Genomic DNA, 16,646 nt, shown 5'->3' with positions numbered 1-16,646 from the left:
ACTCCAGGGAGGAATGATAACAGTGAATCAGCAGGCAGAAAGCTCCAACCAGACTCGTATGAAGAGGATGGCAGCCAACATCATCATCGCGGTCGCCGTACTTATCTTCTCACGCCAGCTTTGGCCCGATTTTGCCCACTTCCAGTCAAGGGAAGCATGGAGCATGATCCTGGGGTACATTGCTTTTATCGGCATCGGGATTACGCTGTTGATCGGTCCGCTGAAACAATGGCTGCCCACAAGGTGGACTGCCTCTTTGCTCTATCTGCGGCGGGATATCGGTATCTGGACCGGTGCAGCGGTTTTTCTGCACGTTGGATTGGTGCTGGTTTCGTTTGAGAATGGTGCGCGATTTCTATTTTACCTAGATGATCAACAGCCGGCTACGGGCTGGATCCATCTCTTCCTCGATCAGAACCGAGGTGGATGGTCAATCAAAATCAGCATGATGGGGATCGCCAACTATCTTGGTCTGATCGCCTTCTGCTGTTTGCTGGCGATGTGGCTCACCTCGTCCGATCGGGCAGTACGGCTGCTTGGGGGAACTGCTTGGAGACGGCTGCACGTGAGCAATCCCATCATCTTTTTGTTGGTTGCGCTTCATGGACTCATTTATGTGGAAGGGATCAAAGCAGAACCGCTGGAAGCAGGTGATCTGCTGCCGCTGCTGTTTGTTGTCGTCCTTGTCAGAACCATCACTTTCATTTGGACGGTAGTTCGCAGCAAGTATTCAAGTGTCAAGCTGAAGCGGTGACCGTCTAGATGTAACAGCCTGCCTGGTTTAGCCGTCTCAGTAAGTGAGAATCTGAACCAGCGAGGAGAGATTAGATGTTGATTTCCCTGCTCAAGTGTGGAGCGTTAGTGTCGGTCTTAGTCAGTCAAGTAAACCAAGTCCCTGTTGTGGCTGAACCGCAGGTAATAACAGAACCAACGATGCAGTCAATAGCCGTGCAAAGAGGATCGTCGGCAACTCTTCCTGCTAAACTTGCTTTAGTCAGTGATGAGCGTTTATGGATGATGGATGCCCGTGATGCGTCAGCGCAGCCTGTGCCGGTGACACCGCAGGGTGTTGATGAGATGATCGGGTGGTCTTTGGATGGGCAGTGGTTTGCCTTCCTGTTTGAACCGCAGAGTGGTCCAGAACACCGCAAATATTTGCATCTCGTCAACTCGGATGGTTCACAGCTTGTCGAGGTTGATCCACAGTCCGTCAACAGCAGGCCAGCTTGGTCACCGGTGGATAACCGCATCATCTATCAATCTGCAGCAGATGGTGAGCACACTGAGGAGTCAGCAAAGATGGTGACCGTAGCCGATGACGGCAGTCTCCAGTATGAAGTTCTGCTTCCTGCCGGGGATAAAGTGGTGGAGATGGCGTGGGCGCCGGATGGCAAGCAAATCGCCATCTCGCAGCCGCGGACAGAAGAGAAGCCATTGCAGATTGGCCTGCTGTCACTGGATGGCAAACTGCGTGACCTGTACACCGACGCATCTCCGGTTAACATGGATGACATCTACGTACGACAGGCGGCGGGTCTGACCTGGTCCCCAAACGGCGAATACATGGCGTTTTTTGCCCTGCCTAATTCAGCATCGATTACCGCCGATGGCGTTGAAATCCGCTTGCTGCACCTGGCGACGGGAGAAACGACGTCGCTCGGGGATGGGCTGGCCTATCCAGAGTGGTTTGCCTGGTCCGCTGACAGCAGTCAACTGGCTTTTATCGGAGGGGGAGGCAGGGAAGCGACGATCAACAAGCATTTGCGGCTGTTTGATACACACAAGGGTGAGCTGATAAACCTCAGCCAGGCTGGTTTTGTGGATACGGCTCCCATCCCGCTGGGTGATGACGGGGGGTTCTTGTTTGTGCGCGGTCAAGAACGACATTGGGGAGATCTGGCTGAACCCGATGGACTTTACGTTCCTGGACAGCGAATATGGCAACAGTCGATGGACGGTGCGCAGACCGTCCTCACTGAAGGGACTGCAGACACGGCCGATTACGGACCACTGCTCTCACCGGATGGAAAGCAGCTTCTCTACTTACGGCTTGCTGCGCCCCACAAAGGATCGATTTATCTAAAACAACTCGCTGAAGGAACAGAGCGAGAATTGATTCGAGGGATCAGCGGCAGCCCCGGTTACTACAGCAATTACCTGCCACAGTGGGTTGTTCCTTATTGGACGGAATAAACCTCTGACAAGAGTTTGCGAGCAAAAAAATAAACGGGGAACGCTGTGAGATGAGAGACTGCCGCGAGCGGTGGTGATGATCCAGATTCGCGCATCAGAAAAACCCCGCCATCCTGATTGGGAGATCAGGGGCGGGGTTCGTCTTTTGATTGTTCCTGTACAATGTGAGTTGGTTGATCGACCGCAGTGTGTGCTTCGACACCGGTAGAAGTAGCCTTCAACCCGATAATCCCACCGATAATCATCAGCAAAAACGTAATGCGCAGCCAATCTTTTGGTTCACCCATAAAGATCATGCCGATAATGATGGTTCCCGCTGCTCCGATGCCGGTCCAGACAGCGTAACCTGTACCGATCGGCAGCCACTTTAACGATTGGGACAGAAAGTAGAAACTGATGATCATCCCGCCTGCTGTGATCAAGCTGGGGATCGGGCGGGTGAACCCTTGTGTGTACTTCAGACCAACAGCCCAAACAACCTCAAATAATCCCGCGATAATCAAATAAATCCATGCCTTCACTGGTCTGCACTCCTCGTTATCATCTCTGAGCTTGAAGCCCATTCCAAAAAATCGACCAGACTGCAGCGATTCGTCGCTCGTATTCATCCGGACTGTAGTAATGGCACTCGATGGAGAGGCCGTCGAGCATGCAGTAGTATGCCGCCAACAAGTCACTCGGTTCCTGTGCGGCAATGACGCCCGTGTCAATAGCTTCTTCAAAGATCGAGATGAGGATTCCTGTTAATCTTGATTCGTAGTTGGCAAACCACATCTGCAGTGTCTCGCGCAAAAATTCTGGCGGAAAAAACATCGCTCGTTGCCAAAACATCCCCTGTTCGGTAGTGGCGAAGATTTTGCAGTAATGAATGAGAATAGCGTGTAACTTCTCTTTCACCGTCTTCGTTTCGATTTGTTCCGCAAGGCGAATCGTTTGTTCCACATCTAGCTTGAGCAGGTCATCAAAGACGGACAAAAACAGGTCTTCCTTACTTTTAAAATGGGCGTAAATAGAGGGTGTTTTAATCCCTGCCTCTTTTGCGATATCAGACAAGGAAGCGCCATCGTATCCATGTTGGGCAAACTGTTTCAGTGCGGCTGCCTTGATTCGTTCAACGGTCATACAACCCCTCCCTAACTAACGTTAGTTAGGATCGTATCGCTTCTTTTCCGACAAGTCAAGCGGTTTCGCTGAAAAGAAGAGAGGGGCTGGCCGATCAGGAGAGGCCGAAAAATCGTCTATCATAGCAGCGATACTTCCTCGATTTGCATTTTACTGGTATGATCGTCTTATACCTTGTGATGGAGGGTTCTACATAATGAGACGGATTTGCGTATTTGCCGGATCGAATGCCGGGAAGATCGAGGAGTACACACAGCTCTCTCGGGAGTTAGGCAAGGTGATTGCCGAGAACGGTCTTGAATTGGTTTATGGCGGTTCACAGGTTGGACTAATGGGGGAAGTGGCCAATGAAGTGCTGAGACATGGCGGCAAAGTGATTGGTGTCATGCCCACTTCCCTGTTCAAAGGAGAAATGGTTCACTCCGGCTTGACCCAATTGATCGAAGTTAAGGATATGCACGAACGCAAAGCTACCATGGGCCAGCTTTCAGATGCTTATGTAGCGCTGCCGGGAGGTTTTGGCACGTTTGAAGAGCTGTTCGAGGTGGTTAGTTGGGCGCAATTGGGTATCCATCGAAAGCCGATTGGTTTGTTTAACATCGCTGGTTACTATACGCCGCTGTTGGAGATGGTCAGCCACGCGGTGAAGGCGGGATTTGTCCGGGAAGTCCACAAACAACTGTTTGTATCGGCAGAACAAGCCCTGATCCTGATTCAAAAGCTGAAGGATTATCAGCCTCCGGAGCTGGGAAACAAGTGGGAGCAGCTTTCACGGAGCGGGGAGAGTTCCTGATTTGCGGGGCACTCTCTTTTTTTGGGGATCGGTTGAAGCATCATCCTAAACAGAATGGAAAAGCGTGAAAGTCAGCGGTAAAATATTGCGAATTCATGTAACACCATGTAAACTAGAAAGGAAAATATGAGCAAGCGCTTTCCTTTCCGGTGGCAGGAAGCAACTATGGATGGTACTTGTAGTTGAATACGATTGCGAAAGACTGGTGAAGCATGAAGACAACGATTTACGATGTTGCGGAAAAAGCAGGAGTGTCCATCTCCACTGTTTCTAGAGTAATCAACAACACAGGACGAATCAGTGAGAAGACAAGAAAAAAGGTGCTGGATGTCATGGCCAAACTGCAGTATCAGCCAAGTGTGGTCGCCTCTGCCCTTACAGGTAAGGGGACTCGTACGGTTGGACTGATCATTCCCGATGTCGCAAACCCGTTTTTTGCCGAGATTGCGAGAAGAGTAGAAGACCACGGCAGAAGACGAGGTTTTAACCTGATCATGTGCAACACGGATAATAATCCGGATACGGAAGAGATATACCTGTCTTTGATCAAACAAAAGAGTGTTGATGGTCTCATCATTGGGACTACTACTAAAAAACATACCGGTTTGCACAGCTTGATCAAAGACGGTTTTCCTGTTGCCCTGATCGCGCAGGATATCCCCGAATTGACGATTGATGTTGTGACGGTAGACGATTTTTTGGGTGGATATATGGCAACTTCTCATCTCGTCTCTTTAGGGCACAGCAGGATTGGCATGATGGTGGGAGCGCTTACTCGTACGAGTGAAAGATTTCGCCATCAGGCGTATCGGCAAGTACTGGATGAAAATGGGATACAGTATGATGAAGCGCTGGTGATCAAAACAGGCTACTCGATCAAGGACAGCAAACAGGCAGCCCTTGCGTTGCTGAAGTCTCCAAAAAGACCAACAGCCATATTTGCTTACTTTGACTCCCTCGCTATTGGCGTGTACCAGGCGGCCAAAGAGTTGGACCTTGCCATACCGGATGATTTGTCTGTCGTAGGTTTTGATAACACGATACTGGCTACGATCGTTGACCCGCCATTAACGACCATTGCCCAACCGATCGATGAGATGGCGCGTCAGGTGATGGATCTGTTGGTCCGGGAAATTGAAGGGGAGAAAAAAACAAAGCAGCGGGTTATATTCCCTCCTGAATTGATTGTTCGCAGTTCTACGAAGGCCTTGTAGAAGGATGCAGGGCAAAACGCCTCACTAAAGAGTGAATGACAAGCGATCATGAGCTGACCTGGTTAAGGTGGCGCATGATCGTCTTTTTTTTTGAAATGATTTCCTGGATTGACCAAAAAAGAGATAAGGCAACTAGATTGAACAAAAGCAAAATAAAAATTTTCAAAAAAGTATTGCAAACGGAGTGACGAATGAATAAAATTGTAAGCAATTAGAGAAAGCGCTTGCGCAAAAAAAGCTCATTCCCTCCTGAGATAGCAAGCGGATGACACAACATCTGGTTGGTTTACCCTTATTACTCCCGTACAAAATGCTGTATATCAGATTCAGGACACTACTGTTTGTCGGGGGATTGTGTGCAAACGCTTTCTTTCGTAACGATCTCTTATCTGTTGGTATGAAGATGGTCGTATCATGGATCAAGACTATGACTGGGAAGATTGGACGCATCGCAAGCAGAACTGGCAATCGAAAAGAAGGGAGACAGGAAACATGTCAAAGGTGAAGCTAGGTATTTTGGGAGCAGGTTGGATTGCAAACGTTCACACTTCCATCCTGAAGCAGGATGAAAGAGTGGAGATTATCGGTGTCGCCGATATTGTGGTAGAGAGAGCGGCTGCCTTGGCGAATGCAGCCGGGAATGCGAAAGCAGTAAGCACGTTGGAAGATTTGTTTGATTTGGGGGTGCAGGCGGTCTACGTAACAACTCCCAATACCATGCATGTGAAACCTGTCCTGAAATGCCTCCAGAATGGCATTCACGTCTTTTCTGAAAAACCGATGTCTACATCGCTTTCAGAAGCGGAGCAAATCAAAAACGCTGCAGCAACGTCAAAAGCGGTTTACAACCTGGGAATGAATCGGCGGTTCGCATCTGTTTACAAACGGGTAAAGGGATTGATCACGTCGGGCGAGGTAAAGCCCTATTTAGCCAATTTAAAAATGAACCGGGGAGAATTGCTGAATCCGGCCTGGACGTCTGATCCCAAGGTTACCGGCGGCTTTCTGTATGAGACCCCCTTTCATTTGATGGACCTGAGTCGTTATTTGTTCGGTGAAGTTCTCACCGTGCGATGCGAGGGCAGGCGGAATATCTCAGACTCAGAGCTGGATACCTTTGCCATCATGCTCACCTTTGAATCGGGGACGATTGCTAATTTTGTAACCTTTGCACATGCTGGTTGGAGTTTTCCTTTTGAAAGTATAGAAGTCTACGGCAAATATTCTACTGTTACGACACAAGAATTGGAGAAGGTGATGTACGCACCCGGGTTAAAACAAGCTGCCCATATTAGCGACTTTTTCCAACTATCCATAGAGGAAAAGTGGGGGTATATAGAAGAGGATCGTCTGTTCATCGATGCTATTGTCAATGGAACGAACCCCCCTGTGACCGCTGAAGATGGTTTTCAGTCCATTCGTTTGCTCGAAACGATTTATGAAAGCGCTAAAACAGGTAAAACAATTGATTTATTCCAAAAAACACATATGTAAACAATGTGTAAGTGGCGAGACAAATAGAAGGATGGGTGAGTGGAGAGATGGCGATGAAGAAACAGGTACGGATCGGCATGGTAGGCTACAAGTTCATGGGAAAAGCGCACAGCCATGCTTTTCGAGATATCCCGTTTTTCTTTGATACCAGTGTGCACCCGGTTATGCAAGCAGTGGCCGGACGCGACGAGCAGGGAGTGAAAGAGGCAGCGGAAAAAATGGGATGGGCCTCTTATGAAACGGACTGGCGCCGGTTGATCGAACGTGAAGATATCGATCTCATAGACATTGTCACCCCAAACAACACCCACGCTGAGATCGCGATCGCGGCAGCAAAGGCTGGCAAGCACGTCATTTGTGAAAAGCCGCTGGCATTGACTGTGGAGCAGTCCCAACTGATGTTGGACGCTGTCAACAAGACTGGAGTCGTCCATATGATTTGTCACAATTACCGCTTTGCTCCCGCTGTGCAATTCGCCAAAAAACTGATTGAGCAGGGCTGTTTGGGAAGGATCTTTCATATTCGCGCCACTTTTCTGCAGGATTGGCTGATGTCACCCGATTTTCCGCTCACATGGCGGCTGCGTAAAGAAGTGTCAGGTTCTGGAACACTCGGCGACCTGGGTGCCCATATCATCGATCTGGCCCGGTTTCTGGTCGGAGAATTCAGCGAAGTGACTGGAATGAAGGAAACGTTTGTCAAAAAACGGCCGTTAGGCGAGATGGATATTCGTCTAAAGGGGCGTGTGGAAGGGGACAAATGGGGAGAAGTAAACGTGGATGACGCTTCCGCTTTTCTGGCTCGATTTGAAAACGGGGCGTTGGGAATCTTCGAGGCTACCCGCTTCAGCAGGGGGAATCGTGCCGGGAACCGTTTTGAGATCAATGGTGAAAAAGGCTCGATTCGCTGGGATATGGAAAACATGAACAACCTGCAAGTCTATTTGGAAGAGGATGAACCAGGGTTGCAGGGATTCCGCACGATCAACTGTACAGAAGTGGAACACCCGTACGCCGGAGCGTACTGGCCTGCAGGCCATATCATCGGCTATGAGCATACGTTTATCAATCTGCTGGCAGAGATGATGAATGGCATCGCCGACGGGTTCAGCCCCGCCCCCAATTTTGCCGATGGCGTTCGCAATCAAGAGGTGCTTGAGGCTGTTGAACGGTCCGCAGAAAGCGGGAAATGGGTACAACTGTCTACGATCACGCAACCCAGCTAGACGTTATTTTGTTTGCTGCTGCATAACAGCGCTTTACATAAAGGAATGAGTGAGGGGGAGTGTTCATGGCGATTCGCTGTGCGGTTCTGGGTTTGGGCCGTTTGGGTTATCATCATGCCAAAAACCTGGCCACCCATCAAGTCGGCGGGGCAGAATTAGTCGCGCTCGTCGATCCGATGGCAGGGCGGGCCGAACAAGTGGCACGAGAGTTTGGCATCAGGAAATGGACAGAGAATCCGGATGAGGTGTTTGAAGATTCCGATATTGATGCGGTCGTCATTGTGACGCCTACCAGTACCCATGCAGAGATGATCAAAAGAGCAGCGTTACTAGGGAAATCGATCTTTGTAGAAAAGCCGCTTACGCAAAAGTTGGACGAGGCAGATGAGATCATCCGAACCATCAGGGAACAGGATGTGATTTGCCAGGTCGGGTTTATGAGGAGATTTGATCCGGCTTACGCGGAGGCAAAGAGAAGAATCGACGCAGGGGACATCGGCAAACCGATCTATTTCAAAGGCATCACCCGGGATGATGGTTCACCGCCTGCCGAGTTTATCAAGAACAGTGGTCGCATGTTCCTGGATGTCTCGATTCACGATTACGACATTGCGCGGTACCTGATGGGAGCCGAAATCAGTTCCGTCTCGGCCCACGGTAGCGTGTTGCTGCATCCCTTCATGGAAGAGTTTCACGATGTGGATCAGGCGATCACGTATGTACAGTTTGATTCCGGTGCGGCGGGGGATATGGAAGCGAGTCGAAACTCTCCCTATGGCCATGACATTCGCACGGAGATCATTGGCACGGAAGGGTCCCTGTTCATCGGAACCCTGCGCAACCAGGATGTGACGCTGCTTACCGCCAGGGGAAGCACCTACGAGATTATTCCCGATTTTCAAACCAGATTTCGAGATGCCTACCGGCTGGAACTGGATCACTTCATCCAGTGTGTAGCAAATAGAGAGACCCCCATTGTGACTGAGATAGATGGCAAAATCAACCTTGAGATCGCGATTGCTGCCACAGCATCTTTTGACAAGGGGGAAACAGTCCACATGGAGGTGGGACACGCAACATCCAGAACCTAATCCGGGTAACAGGCAGAAACCAAAACAAATGAGATGAGGGGGATGACCTATGAAAAGGAAAAAGAACTTGCTTTCCATCATGATGGTTTTCATGATCGCGGTATTGACAGCAGGTTGTGGCAGCCAGCCAAGTGCGGCGCCGTCAGCGGAAGGAAGCCAGCAAGGGCAAGGCAGTGCAGCAAACAGCGACAAGATTGTCATTGGGGCAGCTCTACCGGACTTTGACGACAAGTGGTTGAGCTACTTGCAGGATGGGATGAAGCAGTACGAAGCAACCCAGGAAAATGTAGAAGTGATCTACGTCGATGCGATGAATGACGCCAGCAAACAGCTGTCACAAATCGAGAACTTCATCCAGCAGCAAGTGGACGCCATCGTGATGGTGCCGGTCGACACAACCTCTGCTCCCAATATGGTGGAGAAAGCAAACGCTGCCAACGTTCCCATAGTCGTCGTGAACAGACAGTATGAAGGTGTTGAGAAGGCAACTGCCTATGTGGGATCGGAGTCCATCAAGGCAGGGCTGATGCAGATGGAGGAAGTGGCCAAACTCCTGGACGGAAAGGGAAACATTGTGATCATGAACGGTCAGATGGGACATGAGGCGCAGATCAAGAGAACGGAAGGAAACAAACAAATCATCGACAAGTACCCGGAGATGCAGGTTGTTCTGGAGGGGACTGGTGAATGGGATCGGGCAAAAGGCATGGCCTTAATGGAGAACTGGCTGCAAACCGGCAAACAGATCGATGCGGTTGTATCCAATAACGATGAGATGGCAATCGGAGCGATTATGGCCTTGGAGGCAGCAGGAAAACTGGAACATGTGATTGTCGCAGGCATCGATGCAACCCCAGATGCGCTCGAATACGTAAAATCCGGACAATTAAAAGTTACCGTGTTCCAAAATGCCACAGGACAAGGAAAGGGTGGTCTGGAAACGGCCATTAAAGCAGCGAAAGGGGAACAGGTAGAACAGTTCAACTGGATACCGTATGAACTGGTAACAAAAGAGAATGTGGAAGAGTACATCAAGAAATGGCAATAAGGCTTTAAAGCCTGAGGCGTAAGAGTTATGCAAAAAGGGAAAGGACACTCCGCCGCAATGGTGTCCTTTCCCAAAAGCCATCCTGTCGAAAAGGAGGGAATGACCATGAGTAGAGATTACATCTTGGAAATGAAACATATCAGCAAGCAATTTCCTGGAGTAAAAGCCTTGGATGACGTTCATCTCCGAGTAGAGCGGGGAACGGTTCATGCCTTGATGGGTGAGAATGGCGCCGGGAAATCAACGTTGATGAAGATTTTGATCGGGATCTATACGCCCGATCAGGGGTCGGTCATCTTCGATGGGGAAGAGTTGAAGCTATCCACGATTAAACAGGCACTTGATAAAGGGATCTCGATGATTCATCAGGAGCTAAGTCCGGTTCCATACATGACGGTAGCCGAGAATATTTTTCTGGGAAGAGAACCGAGCTGGGGCATGACAGGCTGGGTAAAGGCGAAGGAACTGGAAGCCAATACGAGAGAATTATTTGAACGCCTGGAGATCGATATTGATCCGAAAGCCAGGATGGCCGATCTGAGCATAGCCAATACCCAAATGGTAGAGATAGCCAAGGCGATCTCTTATAATTCAAAACTAATTATAATGGATGAACCGACGTCGGCCATTACCGAAAAAGAAGTGAATCACCTTTTTACCATCATCCGTTCCCTGAAAAAACAAGGGGTATCCATCATCTATATTACACACAAGATGGATGAGTTATCGCAAATTACAGACGAGTTTACCGTTCTGCGAGATGGCAGGTACGTCGGGACAAGATCGAGCCGCAACTTTACAAAAGAACAATTGATTCAAATGATGGTGGAGCGGGAACTCAACCAGGTATTCCACAAAAAAGCAGTTGAAATCAAAGATGTGGCTTTGTCGGTGAAGGGGCTCACCAAAAGAGGGAAGTTTTCCAACGTCAGCTTTGAGGTCAGAAAAGGGGAAATCGTCGGTGTTGCCGGCTTGATGGGTTCAGGACGTACGGAAGTGATGGAGAGCGTATTTGGAATCACGCCACCCGATTCGGGTGAGATCTACATCAAAGGCGAAAAAAAGATCATCCGCTCCCCTCGCGATGCGATCAAACATGGAATCGGGCTGCTCACAGAAGATCGAAAAGTAACGGGTTTGTTTCTGCCCCTGTCGGTGCAAGACAACATGATTACCGTCAATATAGACCAATATGCAAAGGGCGGCTTCCTCAATCAGAAGCGAATCGACGCGGATTGTAAAAAACAGATGGATCAGCTGTCGATCAAGTCCCCGAGCCTGAACCAAGCGGTCAGACTTTTAAGCGGCGGCAATCAGCAGAAGGCGCTGATCGCCAGATGGTTGCTCCACGACCCGGACATCTTGATCCTGGACGAACCGACGAGAGGGATTGACGTCGGGGCAAAGTCGGAAATCTACAATCTGATCTTTGAAATGGCCAAAAAGGGGAAGGCAATCGTGGTGATCTCCTCCGAGTTGCCTGAAATTTTAGGAATAAGCGACAGAATCCTGGTCATGCATGATGGCAGAAAGACGGGGGAATTGAGCAGAGATGAGGCGACACAGGAAAAAGTGATGGCGTTGGCCACCGCATAGCTGCTCGTGCCAGTTTAATCAGTCAGGAGGAAGTAAAGATGAACGGTGATGTTACACTTGCAAAGGACCATGAAAAGTCCGAAGCATCCAAAAAAAGCGATTGGAAAGGGATCGTATCGCATATTCTCAGTCGCTACGGAATGCTGTTCATCCTGATCGCCTTAATCATTTTGATGGCTATTCTCTCACCTACCTTTTTTACAACCGGCAATTTGCTCAATATCGTGAGGCAAATGTCCGTCATCGGCATTGTGGCGATCGGGGTCACGATGGTCATTATCACGACGGGAATCGATCTATCCTCGGGTTCCGTCATTGCGCTTGTCTCAGTGATCGTAGCCAGTTTTGCGCAGCCAGACAGTTCTGTTTTGCTCGCTGTTGCAATCGGTCTGGGTGTAGGGCTGCTTACGGGCGCGATTAATGGAACGATTATTGCCAAAGGGAAAATTGCTCCTTTTGTCGTTACCCTGGGCATGATGACAGCTGCCAGAGGTGCCGCTTTGCTGTTCAGCGGCGGTAGGCCGATCGGGAACTTGTCGGAGCCGTTCCAGTTCATCGGTCAAGGTGCGATCCTCGGTCTACCGGTACCGATTATCATCTTTGCCTTGGTCGGTTTTGTTTCGTATCTCCAGCTGAACAAAACCAAGTTTGGCAAATACGTTTATGCGATCGGTGGCAATGAACAAGCTGCCATTATTGCTGGAGTCAATGTGGAAAAGTACAAGATCCTGATTTACGGTTACGCCGGTTTGTTATCCTCGATTGCTGGTATCATCCTGACTTCGCGGATTGCTTCAGGCCAGCCTACCGCAGGTGTGATGTATGAATTGGACGCGATTGCTGCCGCGGTCATTGGCGGTACCAGCCTTACCGGAGGGATTGGAACCGTTGGCGGTACGATTATAGGGGCGCTCATCATCGGGGTCATGAACAACGGGCTTGATCTGTTAAACGTATCCTCGTACTGGCAGCAAATCTTAAAAGGGGCGATCATTGTCACGGCGGTGCTGATCGATGCCCGGAAAAACAGAAAATCCTAGGGGAGACGGCAGGAGAGTTGAGATGAAAATTGCTTTCAACCAGGCGACGACGATGAAGCAGTCGACGCTGGAAAAGGATCTGACGCTGTGTGAGACGTACGGCTACGATTACATTGAGATCAGGCTGGATAAGCTCAGGGACTACTTGACCAGATATACCGTGCAAGATCTGAAAAACTTCTTTGACCAGAACCGGATCAAGCCTTATGCCTTTAATGCCCTGGAGTTCATCACGTTCAGAGACGATGAGGGGTACCGGCAAATCAAGGAGGATTTCCAGTTTTTGTTGGAGATCGGTGACATCATCCACTGTAAAACGATCGTCGTCGTCCCCACCTTTGACATCGGTGATCGAACCAAAACAGAGATTAGAGAAGAAACGGTTCGCGTGCTGCATGAGTTGGCAGCAGAAGCTGAACCTTATCGTATGAGACTGGCGTTGGAATTTTGCGGCTATCCCACCTGTTCAGTCAATACATTTGCGCAGGCCTATGAGATTGTTCGCGAAGCAAACCGGGAGAATGTTGGAATGGTGCTCGACTGCTTCCACTTTCATGCGATGAATTCGCGTCTGCAAGATTTGCAGAGCGCGGACCCCGGCAAAATCTTTGTCTTCCACATCGACGACTGTGAAGATCTGCCTGCGGGCGCATTGCGGGATCATCACAGGGTATGGCCTGGCACCGGAGCGATCGATCTGGACGGCATCCTGGCCGCCCTCAAGAAGATCGGCTACCGGGAAATGGCGTCGATCGAGCTATTCCGACCGGAGTACTGGGCATGGGATGTGGAGAAAACGATTCGAGTGGGCAAAGAAACGACGGAGAGAGTGATCCGCAGCCATTTTTCAAGGCAAACAAGATGAAGGAGGCAAGCAGGACTGTTCGGCAGTCCATGTGAAGCGTATCCCCTTACGGAAAGGTGGAACAGGTTCGGAATGAATCTGATCAGGTTAACCACGGCGCAAGCGTTGGTGAGGTTTTTACATCAGCAGTATGTAGAGTTTGACGGGAAAGAAGAGAGGTTTGTCAAAGGCGTTTTCACCATCTTCGGCCACGGTAATGTATTAGGATTGGGCCAGGCATTGGAAGAGAACCCGGGAGATCTCCAGGTGTACCAGGGGAGAAATGAGCAAGGCATGGCACAAGCAGCGGTTGCATTTGCCAAGCAAAAACATCGCAAACAAATCATGGCCTGCACCTCTTCTGTCGGTCCGGGAGCAGCCAATATGGTGACGGCGGCAGCAACCGCGTCAGCCAACAATATTCCTGTCCTGCTGCTGCCTGGAGACACGTTTGCCACCAGACAGCCTGACCCTGTCCTGCAGCAAATCGAACGCTGCCATGATGCAACGATCACGACGAACGATGCCTTTCGGGCGGTCAGCAAATACTGGGACCGAGTCAACCGACCGGAACAATTGATGACAGCGATGATCCATGCGATGCGTGTCCTCACTGACCCGGCGGATACGGGGGCGGTAACGATTGCCTTGCCTCAAGATGTGCAAGGTGAGGTTTATGATTTCCCCGCCTATTTCTTCCGCAAACGGGTACATCGGATCGAACGGCGTGTGCCAAATGAAGCGGATATACAAGATGCGGTGGAACTGCTGCAAAGGAAGAAAAAACCTGTGATCATCTGCGGCGGCGGTGTACGATACTCGGAAGCTGCCACAACATTAAAGCGGTTCGCGGAGAAATTCAACATCCCATATGCCGAAACGCAAGCTGGAAAAAGTGCGATTGAAAGCGATCATCCGTGGAATCTGGGTGGAGTCGGTGTAACCGGTAACCTGGCAGCCAATCTGATCGCCAGAGAAGCTGATCTGGTGATCGGGGTTGGGACCAGGTACTCGGATTTTACAACTGGCTCCAAACAATTGTTCCAACATCCGGAGGTAGAGTTCCTGACGATCAATGTTTCCGAGTACCACGCTGCCAAGTTGGATTCTGTGAAGATCGTAGCTGACGCGAAACGAGCCCTTGAGGCATTGGAGTCGGAATTGGAGCGGATCGGATACCGTTCCGCCTATACGGAAGAAATCCAATCGGCCAAGACGGCATGGGAGAGGGAATTGAATCGCCTGTACCAGGTGCGTTATCGCCCTGAAGGATTTACCCCCGAGGTGGCGGGTCATCTGGATGAAGTACTGCCGGAGTTCATCGACACCTATCAATCCTGTCTGACCCAAACAGAAGTGATCGCGTTGGTCAATCGCCGCATCCCTGAAGATGCAATCATTATCGGGGCTGCTGGCAGCCTGCCCGGCGACTTGCAAAGAATGTGGAAGTCTCGTCGCCCCAATACCTACCACATGGAATACGGCTATTCCTGCATGGGTTATGAGATATCTGGAGCGCTTGGCGTCAAAATGGCTGAACCAGACAAAGAAATATACGCCTTGGTGGGGGATGGCAGCTATCTCATGCTGCATTCCGAATTGATCACCAGCATCCAGGAAGGCCTAAAAATCAATGTATTGTTGTTTGATAACGCCTCCTTCGGATGCATCAACAACTTGCAAATGGATAATGGGACGGGCAGCTTTGCCACGGAATTCCGCTACCGCAATCCCGATACCGGTCGGCTGGACGGCCCGTTCATCAAGATTGATTTTGCGCAAAGCGCAGCCGGATACGGCATCCAGACTTACTCGGTGCAAACGCTGAAAGAACTGGAAGAAGCCCTTGAAGATGCCAAAAAGCAAACCGTCTCTACGCTGATCGATATAAAAGTACTCCCGAAGACGATGACCATTGGGTATGAATCGTGGTGGCATGTTGGGATAGCAGGCACTTCGCAAAATCCCAAGGTCAATGCCGCCTATCTGGAAAAAGAAAGCCATCTGAAAAAGGCAAAAAAATACTAGTTTGAAGAGGTGGAAACGATGGCAGTGGAGCAAACGACCAGGAACCACTTCCGGATCGGGATCGCTCCGATCAGTTGGGTAAACGATGATATTTCTGGTCTCGGCGATCACTATTCGCAAGACCAGGTCTTGTCTGAGATGGCCTCATTGGGGTACATCTCAACCGAGATGGGGCGCTTGTTCATGCAAGATCCCCCCGCTCTGAAGGAAAAATTGGCGGAGTACGGCATTCAGTTGGCAAGCAAATTCGTTGGGACTTTGTTTACGGATGCAGATCGACTGGATGAGGAGCTCCACTCCTTCGGCAATTGGGTGAAATATCTGAAGGAAATGGGTTGTGAACATGTGATCGTATGTGAAATGGGTGGTTCCATGCATTGGGATCCACGTCGCCCTCCCGGAACAAAAGATGTCAAAAGATTTACGGATGAAGAGTGGAAAAACCTGGTGAACGGACTTCATCGTGCGGCTACACTCGCCCAAGCAGCAGGGATGCAGCTTGTCTACCATCCCCACGCTGGCACAGCGGTAGAGACAGTAGACGAAATCGATCGCTTGCTGGCGTCAACGGACCCCGAGCTGGTCCATCTCTTGTACGATACAGGCCATGCGCTGTATGGCGGGTATGATCCGCTGGAACTTCTGCAGAAATATTATGAACGGATCAGCTACGTCCATGTAAAAGATGTCCGCCGTGACATTTTGGAGACGGTCAGAAGGGAGCAGATCGATTTTCGCACGGCGGTGCTAAAAGGGATGTTTACCGTTCCAGGAGATGGCTGCATTGACTTTGCGCCCATATTTCGGGAACTTGTCCAGCGAAACTACGATGGCTGGGTCATTGTGGAAGCCGAACAAGATCCCGCGGTTGCTCATCCATACACGTACGCCAAACTGGCAAAGGAGTACCTGGACGCGACCGTCGTCTCCGTAAAAGCGATGTGTCAAGGATAGGAA

Annotated in this window: 15 protein-coding genes; 13 read left to right on the top strand and 2 right to left on the bottom strand. The window is 50.1% G+C overall.

Annotation, left to right across the window (positions count from 1 at the left end; all coding sequences use genetic code 11):
- Nucleotides 1-22: 22 nt before the first annotated feature.
- Both LOK74_RS09445 and LOK74_RS09440 read left to right on the top strand, forming a co-directional pair.
- A complete protein-coding gene (locus tag LOK74_RS09445) occupies nt 23-754 on the top strand; it encodes a ferric reductase-like transmembrane domain-containing protein (protein WP_230046386.1) in 732 nt (243 codons plus the stop codon).
- A gap of 74 nt (nt 755-828) precedes the next feature.
- Nucleotides 829-2,193, top strand: coding sequence for a TolB family protein (locus tag LOK74_RS09440; protein WP_230046385.1), 1,365 nt, complete (start codon nt 829-831; stop codon nt 2,191-2,193).
- 125 nt (nt 2,194-2,318) lie between these two features.
- On the opposite strand, the gene LOK74_RS09435 is transcribed toward LOK74_RS09440, so the two are convergent.
- Nucleotides 2,319-2,756 carry a DMT family transporter gene (locus LOK74_RS09435; protein WP_230046384.1) on the bottom strand — a complete coding sequence of 146 codons (438 nt, stop codon included), beginning with the start codon at nt 2,754-2,756 and terminating at the stop codon, nt 2,319-2,321.
- Nucleotides 2,734-3,315, bottom strand: coding sequence for a TetR/AcrR family transcriptional regulator (locus tag LOK74_RS09430; RefSeq protein WP_230046383.1), 582 nt, complete (start codon nt 3,313-3,315; stop codon nt 2,734-2,736). Before LOK74_RS09430 ends, LOK74_RS09435 begins: the two co-directional genes overlap by 23 nt.
- Nucleotides 3,316-3,511: 196 nt before the next feature.
- Between LOK74_RS09430 and LOK74_RS09425 the strand changes: the two genes are divergently transcribed.
- From LOK74_RS09425 to iolE, 11 genes are all read left to right on the top strand, one after another.
- Nucleotides 3,512-4,108 carry an LOG family protein gene (locus tag LOK74_RS09425; RefSeq protein WP_230046382.1) on the top strand — a complete coding sequence of 199 codons (597 nt, stop codon included), beginning with the start codon at nt 3,512-3,514 and terminating at the stop codon, nt 4,106-4,108.
- 212 nt (nt 4,109-4,320) lie between these two features.
- A complete protein-coding gene (locus LOK74_RS09420; RefSeq protein ID WP_230046381.1) occupies nt 4,321-5,322 on the top strand; it encodes a LacI family DNA-binding transcriptional regulator in 1,002 nt (333 codons plus the stop codon).
- Nucleotides 5,323-5,736: 414 nt separating this feature from the next.
- Nucleotides 5,737-6,816, top strand: a complete 1,080-nt coding sequence (locus tag LOK74_RS09415) for a Gfo/Idh/MocA family protein (protein ID WP_230046380.1) — start codon at nt 5,737-5,739, stop codon at nt 6,814-6,816.
- Between the two features lie 47 nt (nt 6,817-6,863).
- A complete protein-coding gene (locus tag LOK74_RS09410; RefSeq protein WP_230046379.1) occupies nt 6,864-8,042 on the top strand; it encodes a Gfo/Idh/MocA family protein in 1,179 nt (392 codons plus the stop codon).
- Between the two features lie 65 nt (nt 8,043-8,107).
- Nucleotides 8,108-9,133, top strand: a complete 1,026-nt coding sequence (locus LOK74_RS09405; RefSeq protein ID WP_420908751.1) for a Gfo/Idh/MocA family oxidoreductase — start codon at nt 8,108-8,110, stop codon at nt 9,131-9,133.
- 49 nt (nt 9,134-9,182) lie between these two features.
- Nucleotides 9,183-10,181 carry a sugar ABC transporter substrate-binding protein gene (locus LOK74_RS09400; protein WP_230046377.1) on the top strand — a complete coding sequence of 333 codons (999 nt, stop codon included), beginning with the start codon at nt 9,183-9,185 and terminating at the stop codon, nt 10,179-10,181.
- A gap of 105 nt (nt 10,182-10,286) precedes the next feature.
- On the top strand, nt 10,287-11,777 hold the full coding sequence (locus LOK74_RS09395) for a sugar ABC transporter ATP-binding protein (protein WP_230046376.1): 1,491 nt from the start codon (nt 10,287-10,289) through the stop codon (nt 11,775-11,777).
- 38 nt (nt 11,778-11,815) lie between these two features.
- Nucleotides 11,816-12,817, top strand: a complete 1,002-nt coding sequence (locus LOK74_RS09390; RefSeq protein ID WP_230046375.1) for an ABC transporter permease — start codon at nt 11,816-11,818, stop codon at nt 12,815-12,817.
- Nucleotides 12,818-12,839: 22 nt separating this feature from the next.
- Nucleotides 12,840-13,682 carry a sugar phosphate isomerase/epimerase family protein gene (locus tag LOK74_RS09385; RefSeq protein WP_230046374.1) on the top strand — a complete coding sequence of 281 codons (843 nt, stop codon included), beginning with the start codon at nt 12,840-12,842 and terminating at the stop codon, nt 13,680-13,682.
- Between the two features lie 72 nt (nt 13,683-13,754).
- Complete coding sequence (gene iolD / locus LOK74_RS09380) at nt 13,755-15,689, top strand: 3D-(3,5/4)-trihydroxycyclohexane-1,2-dione acylhydrolase (decyclizing) (RefSeq protein ID WP_230046373.1); 1,935 nt, start codon at nt 13,755-13,757, stop codon at nt 15,687-15,689.
- A gap of 18 nt (nt 15,690-15,707) precedes the next feature.
- Nucleotides 15,708-16,643 carry a myo-inosose-2 dehydratase gene (gene iolE / locus LOK74_RS09375; protein WP_230046372.1) on the top strand — a complete coding sequence of 312 codons (936 nt, stop codon included), beginning with the start codon at nt 15,708-15,710 and terminating at the stop codon, nt 16,641-16,643.
- Nucleotides 16,644-16,646 lie beyond the last annotated feature (3 nt).

It is taken from the genome of Brevibacillus humidisoli (genome assembly GCF_020923435.1).
Classification (GTDB): domain Bacteria; phylum Bacillota; class Bacilli; order Brevibacillales; family Brevibacillaceae; genus Brevibacillus_E; species Brevibacillus_E humidisoli.
The sequence above is the reverse complement of the archived record's forward strand: the minus strand, read 5'-3'. Positions and strand labels throughout refer to the sequence as shown.

Bases quoted from the DNA above. Each gene is read 5' to 3' on its own strand.
- iolD (WP_230046373.1), top strand. From the start codon at position 13,755: ATGAATCTGATCAGGTTAACCACGGCGCAAGCGTTGGTGAGGTTTTTA.
- LOK74_RS09420 (WP_230046381.1), top strand. From the start codon at position 4,321: ATGAAGACAACGATTTACGATGTTGCGGAAAAAGCAGGAGTGTCCATC.
- LOK74_RS09385 (WP_230046374.1), top strand. From the start codon at position 12,840: ATGAAAATTGCTTTCAACCAGGCGACGACGATGAAGCAGTCGACGCTG.
- LOK74_RS09415 (WP_230046380.1), top strand. From the start codon at position 5,737: ATGGATCAAGACTATGACTGGGAAGATTGGACGCATCGCAAGCAGAAC.
- LOK74_RS09440 (WP_230046385.1), top strand. From the start codon at position 829: ATGTTGATTTCCCTGCTCAAGTGTGGAGCGTTAGTGTCGGTCTTAGTC.
- LOK74_RS09400 (WP_230046377.1), top strand. From the start codon at position 9,183: ATGAAAAGGAAAAAGAACTTGCTTTCCATCATGATGGTTTTCATGATC.
- LOK74_RS09405 (WP_420908751.1), top strand. From the start codon at position 8,108: ATGGCGATTCGCTGTGCGGTTCTGGGTTTGGGCCGTTTGGGTTATCAT.
- iolE (WP_230046372.1), top strand. From the start codon at position 15,708: ATGGCAGTGGAGCAAACGACCAGGAACCACTTCCGGATCGGGATCGCT.
- LOK74_RS09425 (WP_230046382.1), top strand. From the start codon at position 3,512: ATGAGACGGATTTGCGTATTTGCCGGATCGAATGCCGGGAAGATCGAG.
- LOK74_RS09430 (WP_230046383.1), bottom strand. From the start codon at position 3,315: ATGACCGTTGAACGAATCAAGGCAGCCGCACTGAAACAGTTTGCCCAA.
- LOK74_RS09395 (WP_230046376.1), top strand. From the start codon at position 10,287: ATGAGTAGAGATTACATCTTGGAAATGAAACATATCAGCAAGCAATTT.
- LOK74_RS09410 (WP_230046379.1), top strand. From the start codon at position 6,864: ATGGCGATGAAGAAACAGGTACGGATCGGCATGGTAGGCTACAAGTTC.
- LOK74_RS09390 (WP_230046375.1), top strand. From the start codon at position 11,816: ATGAACGGTGATGTTACACTTGCAAAGGACCATGAAAAGTCCGAAGCA.
- LOK74_RS09435 (WP_230046384.1), bottom strand. From the start codon at position 2,756: ATGGGCTTCAAGCTCAGAGATGATAACGAGGAGTGCAGACCAGTGAAG.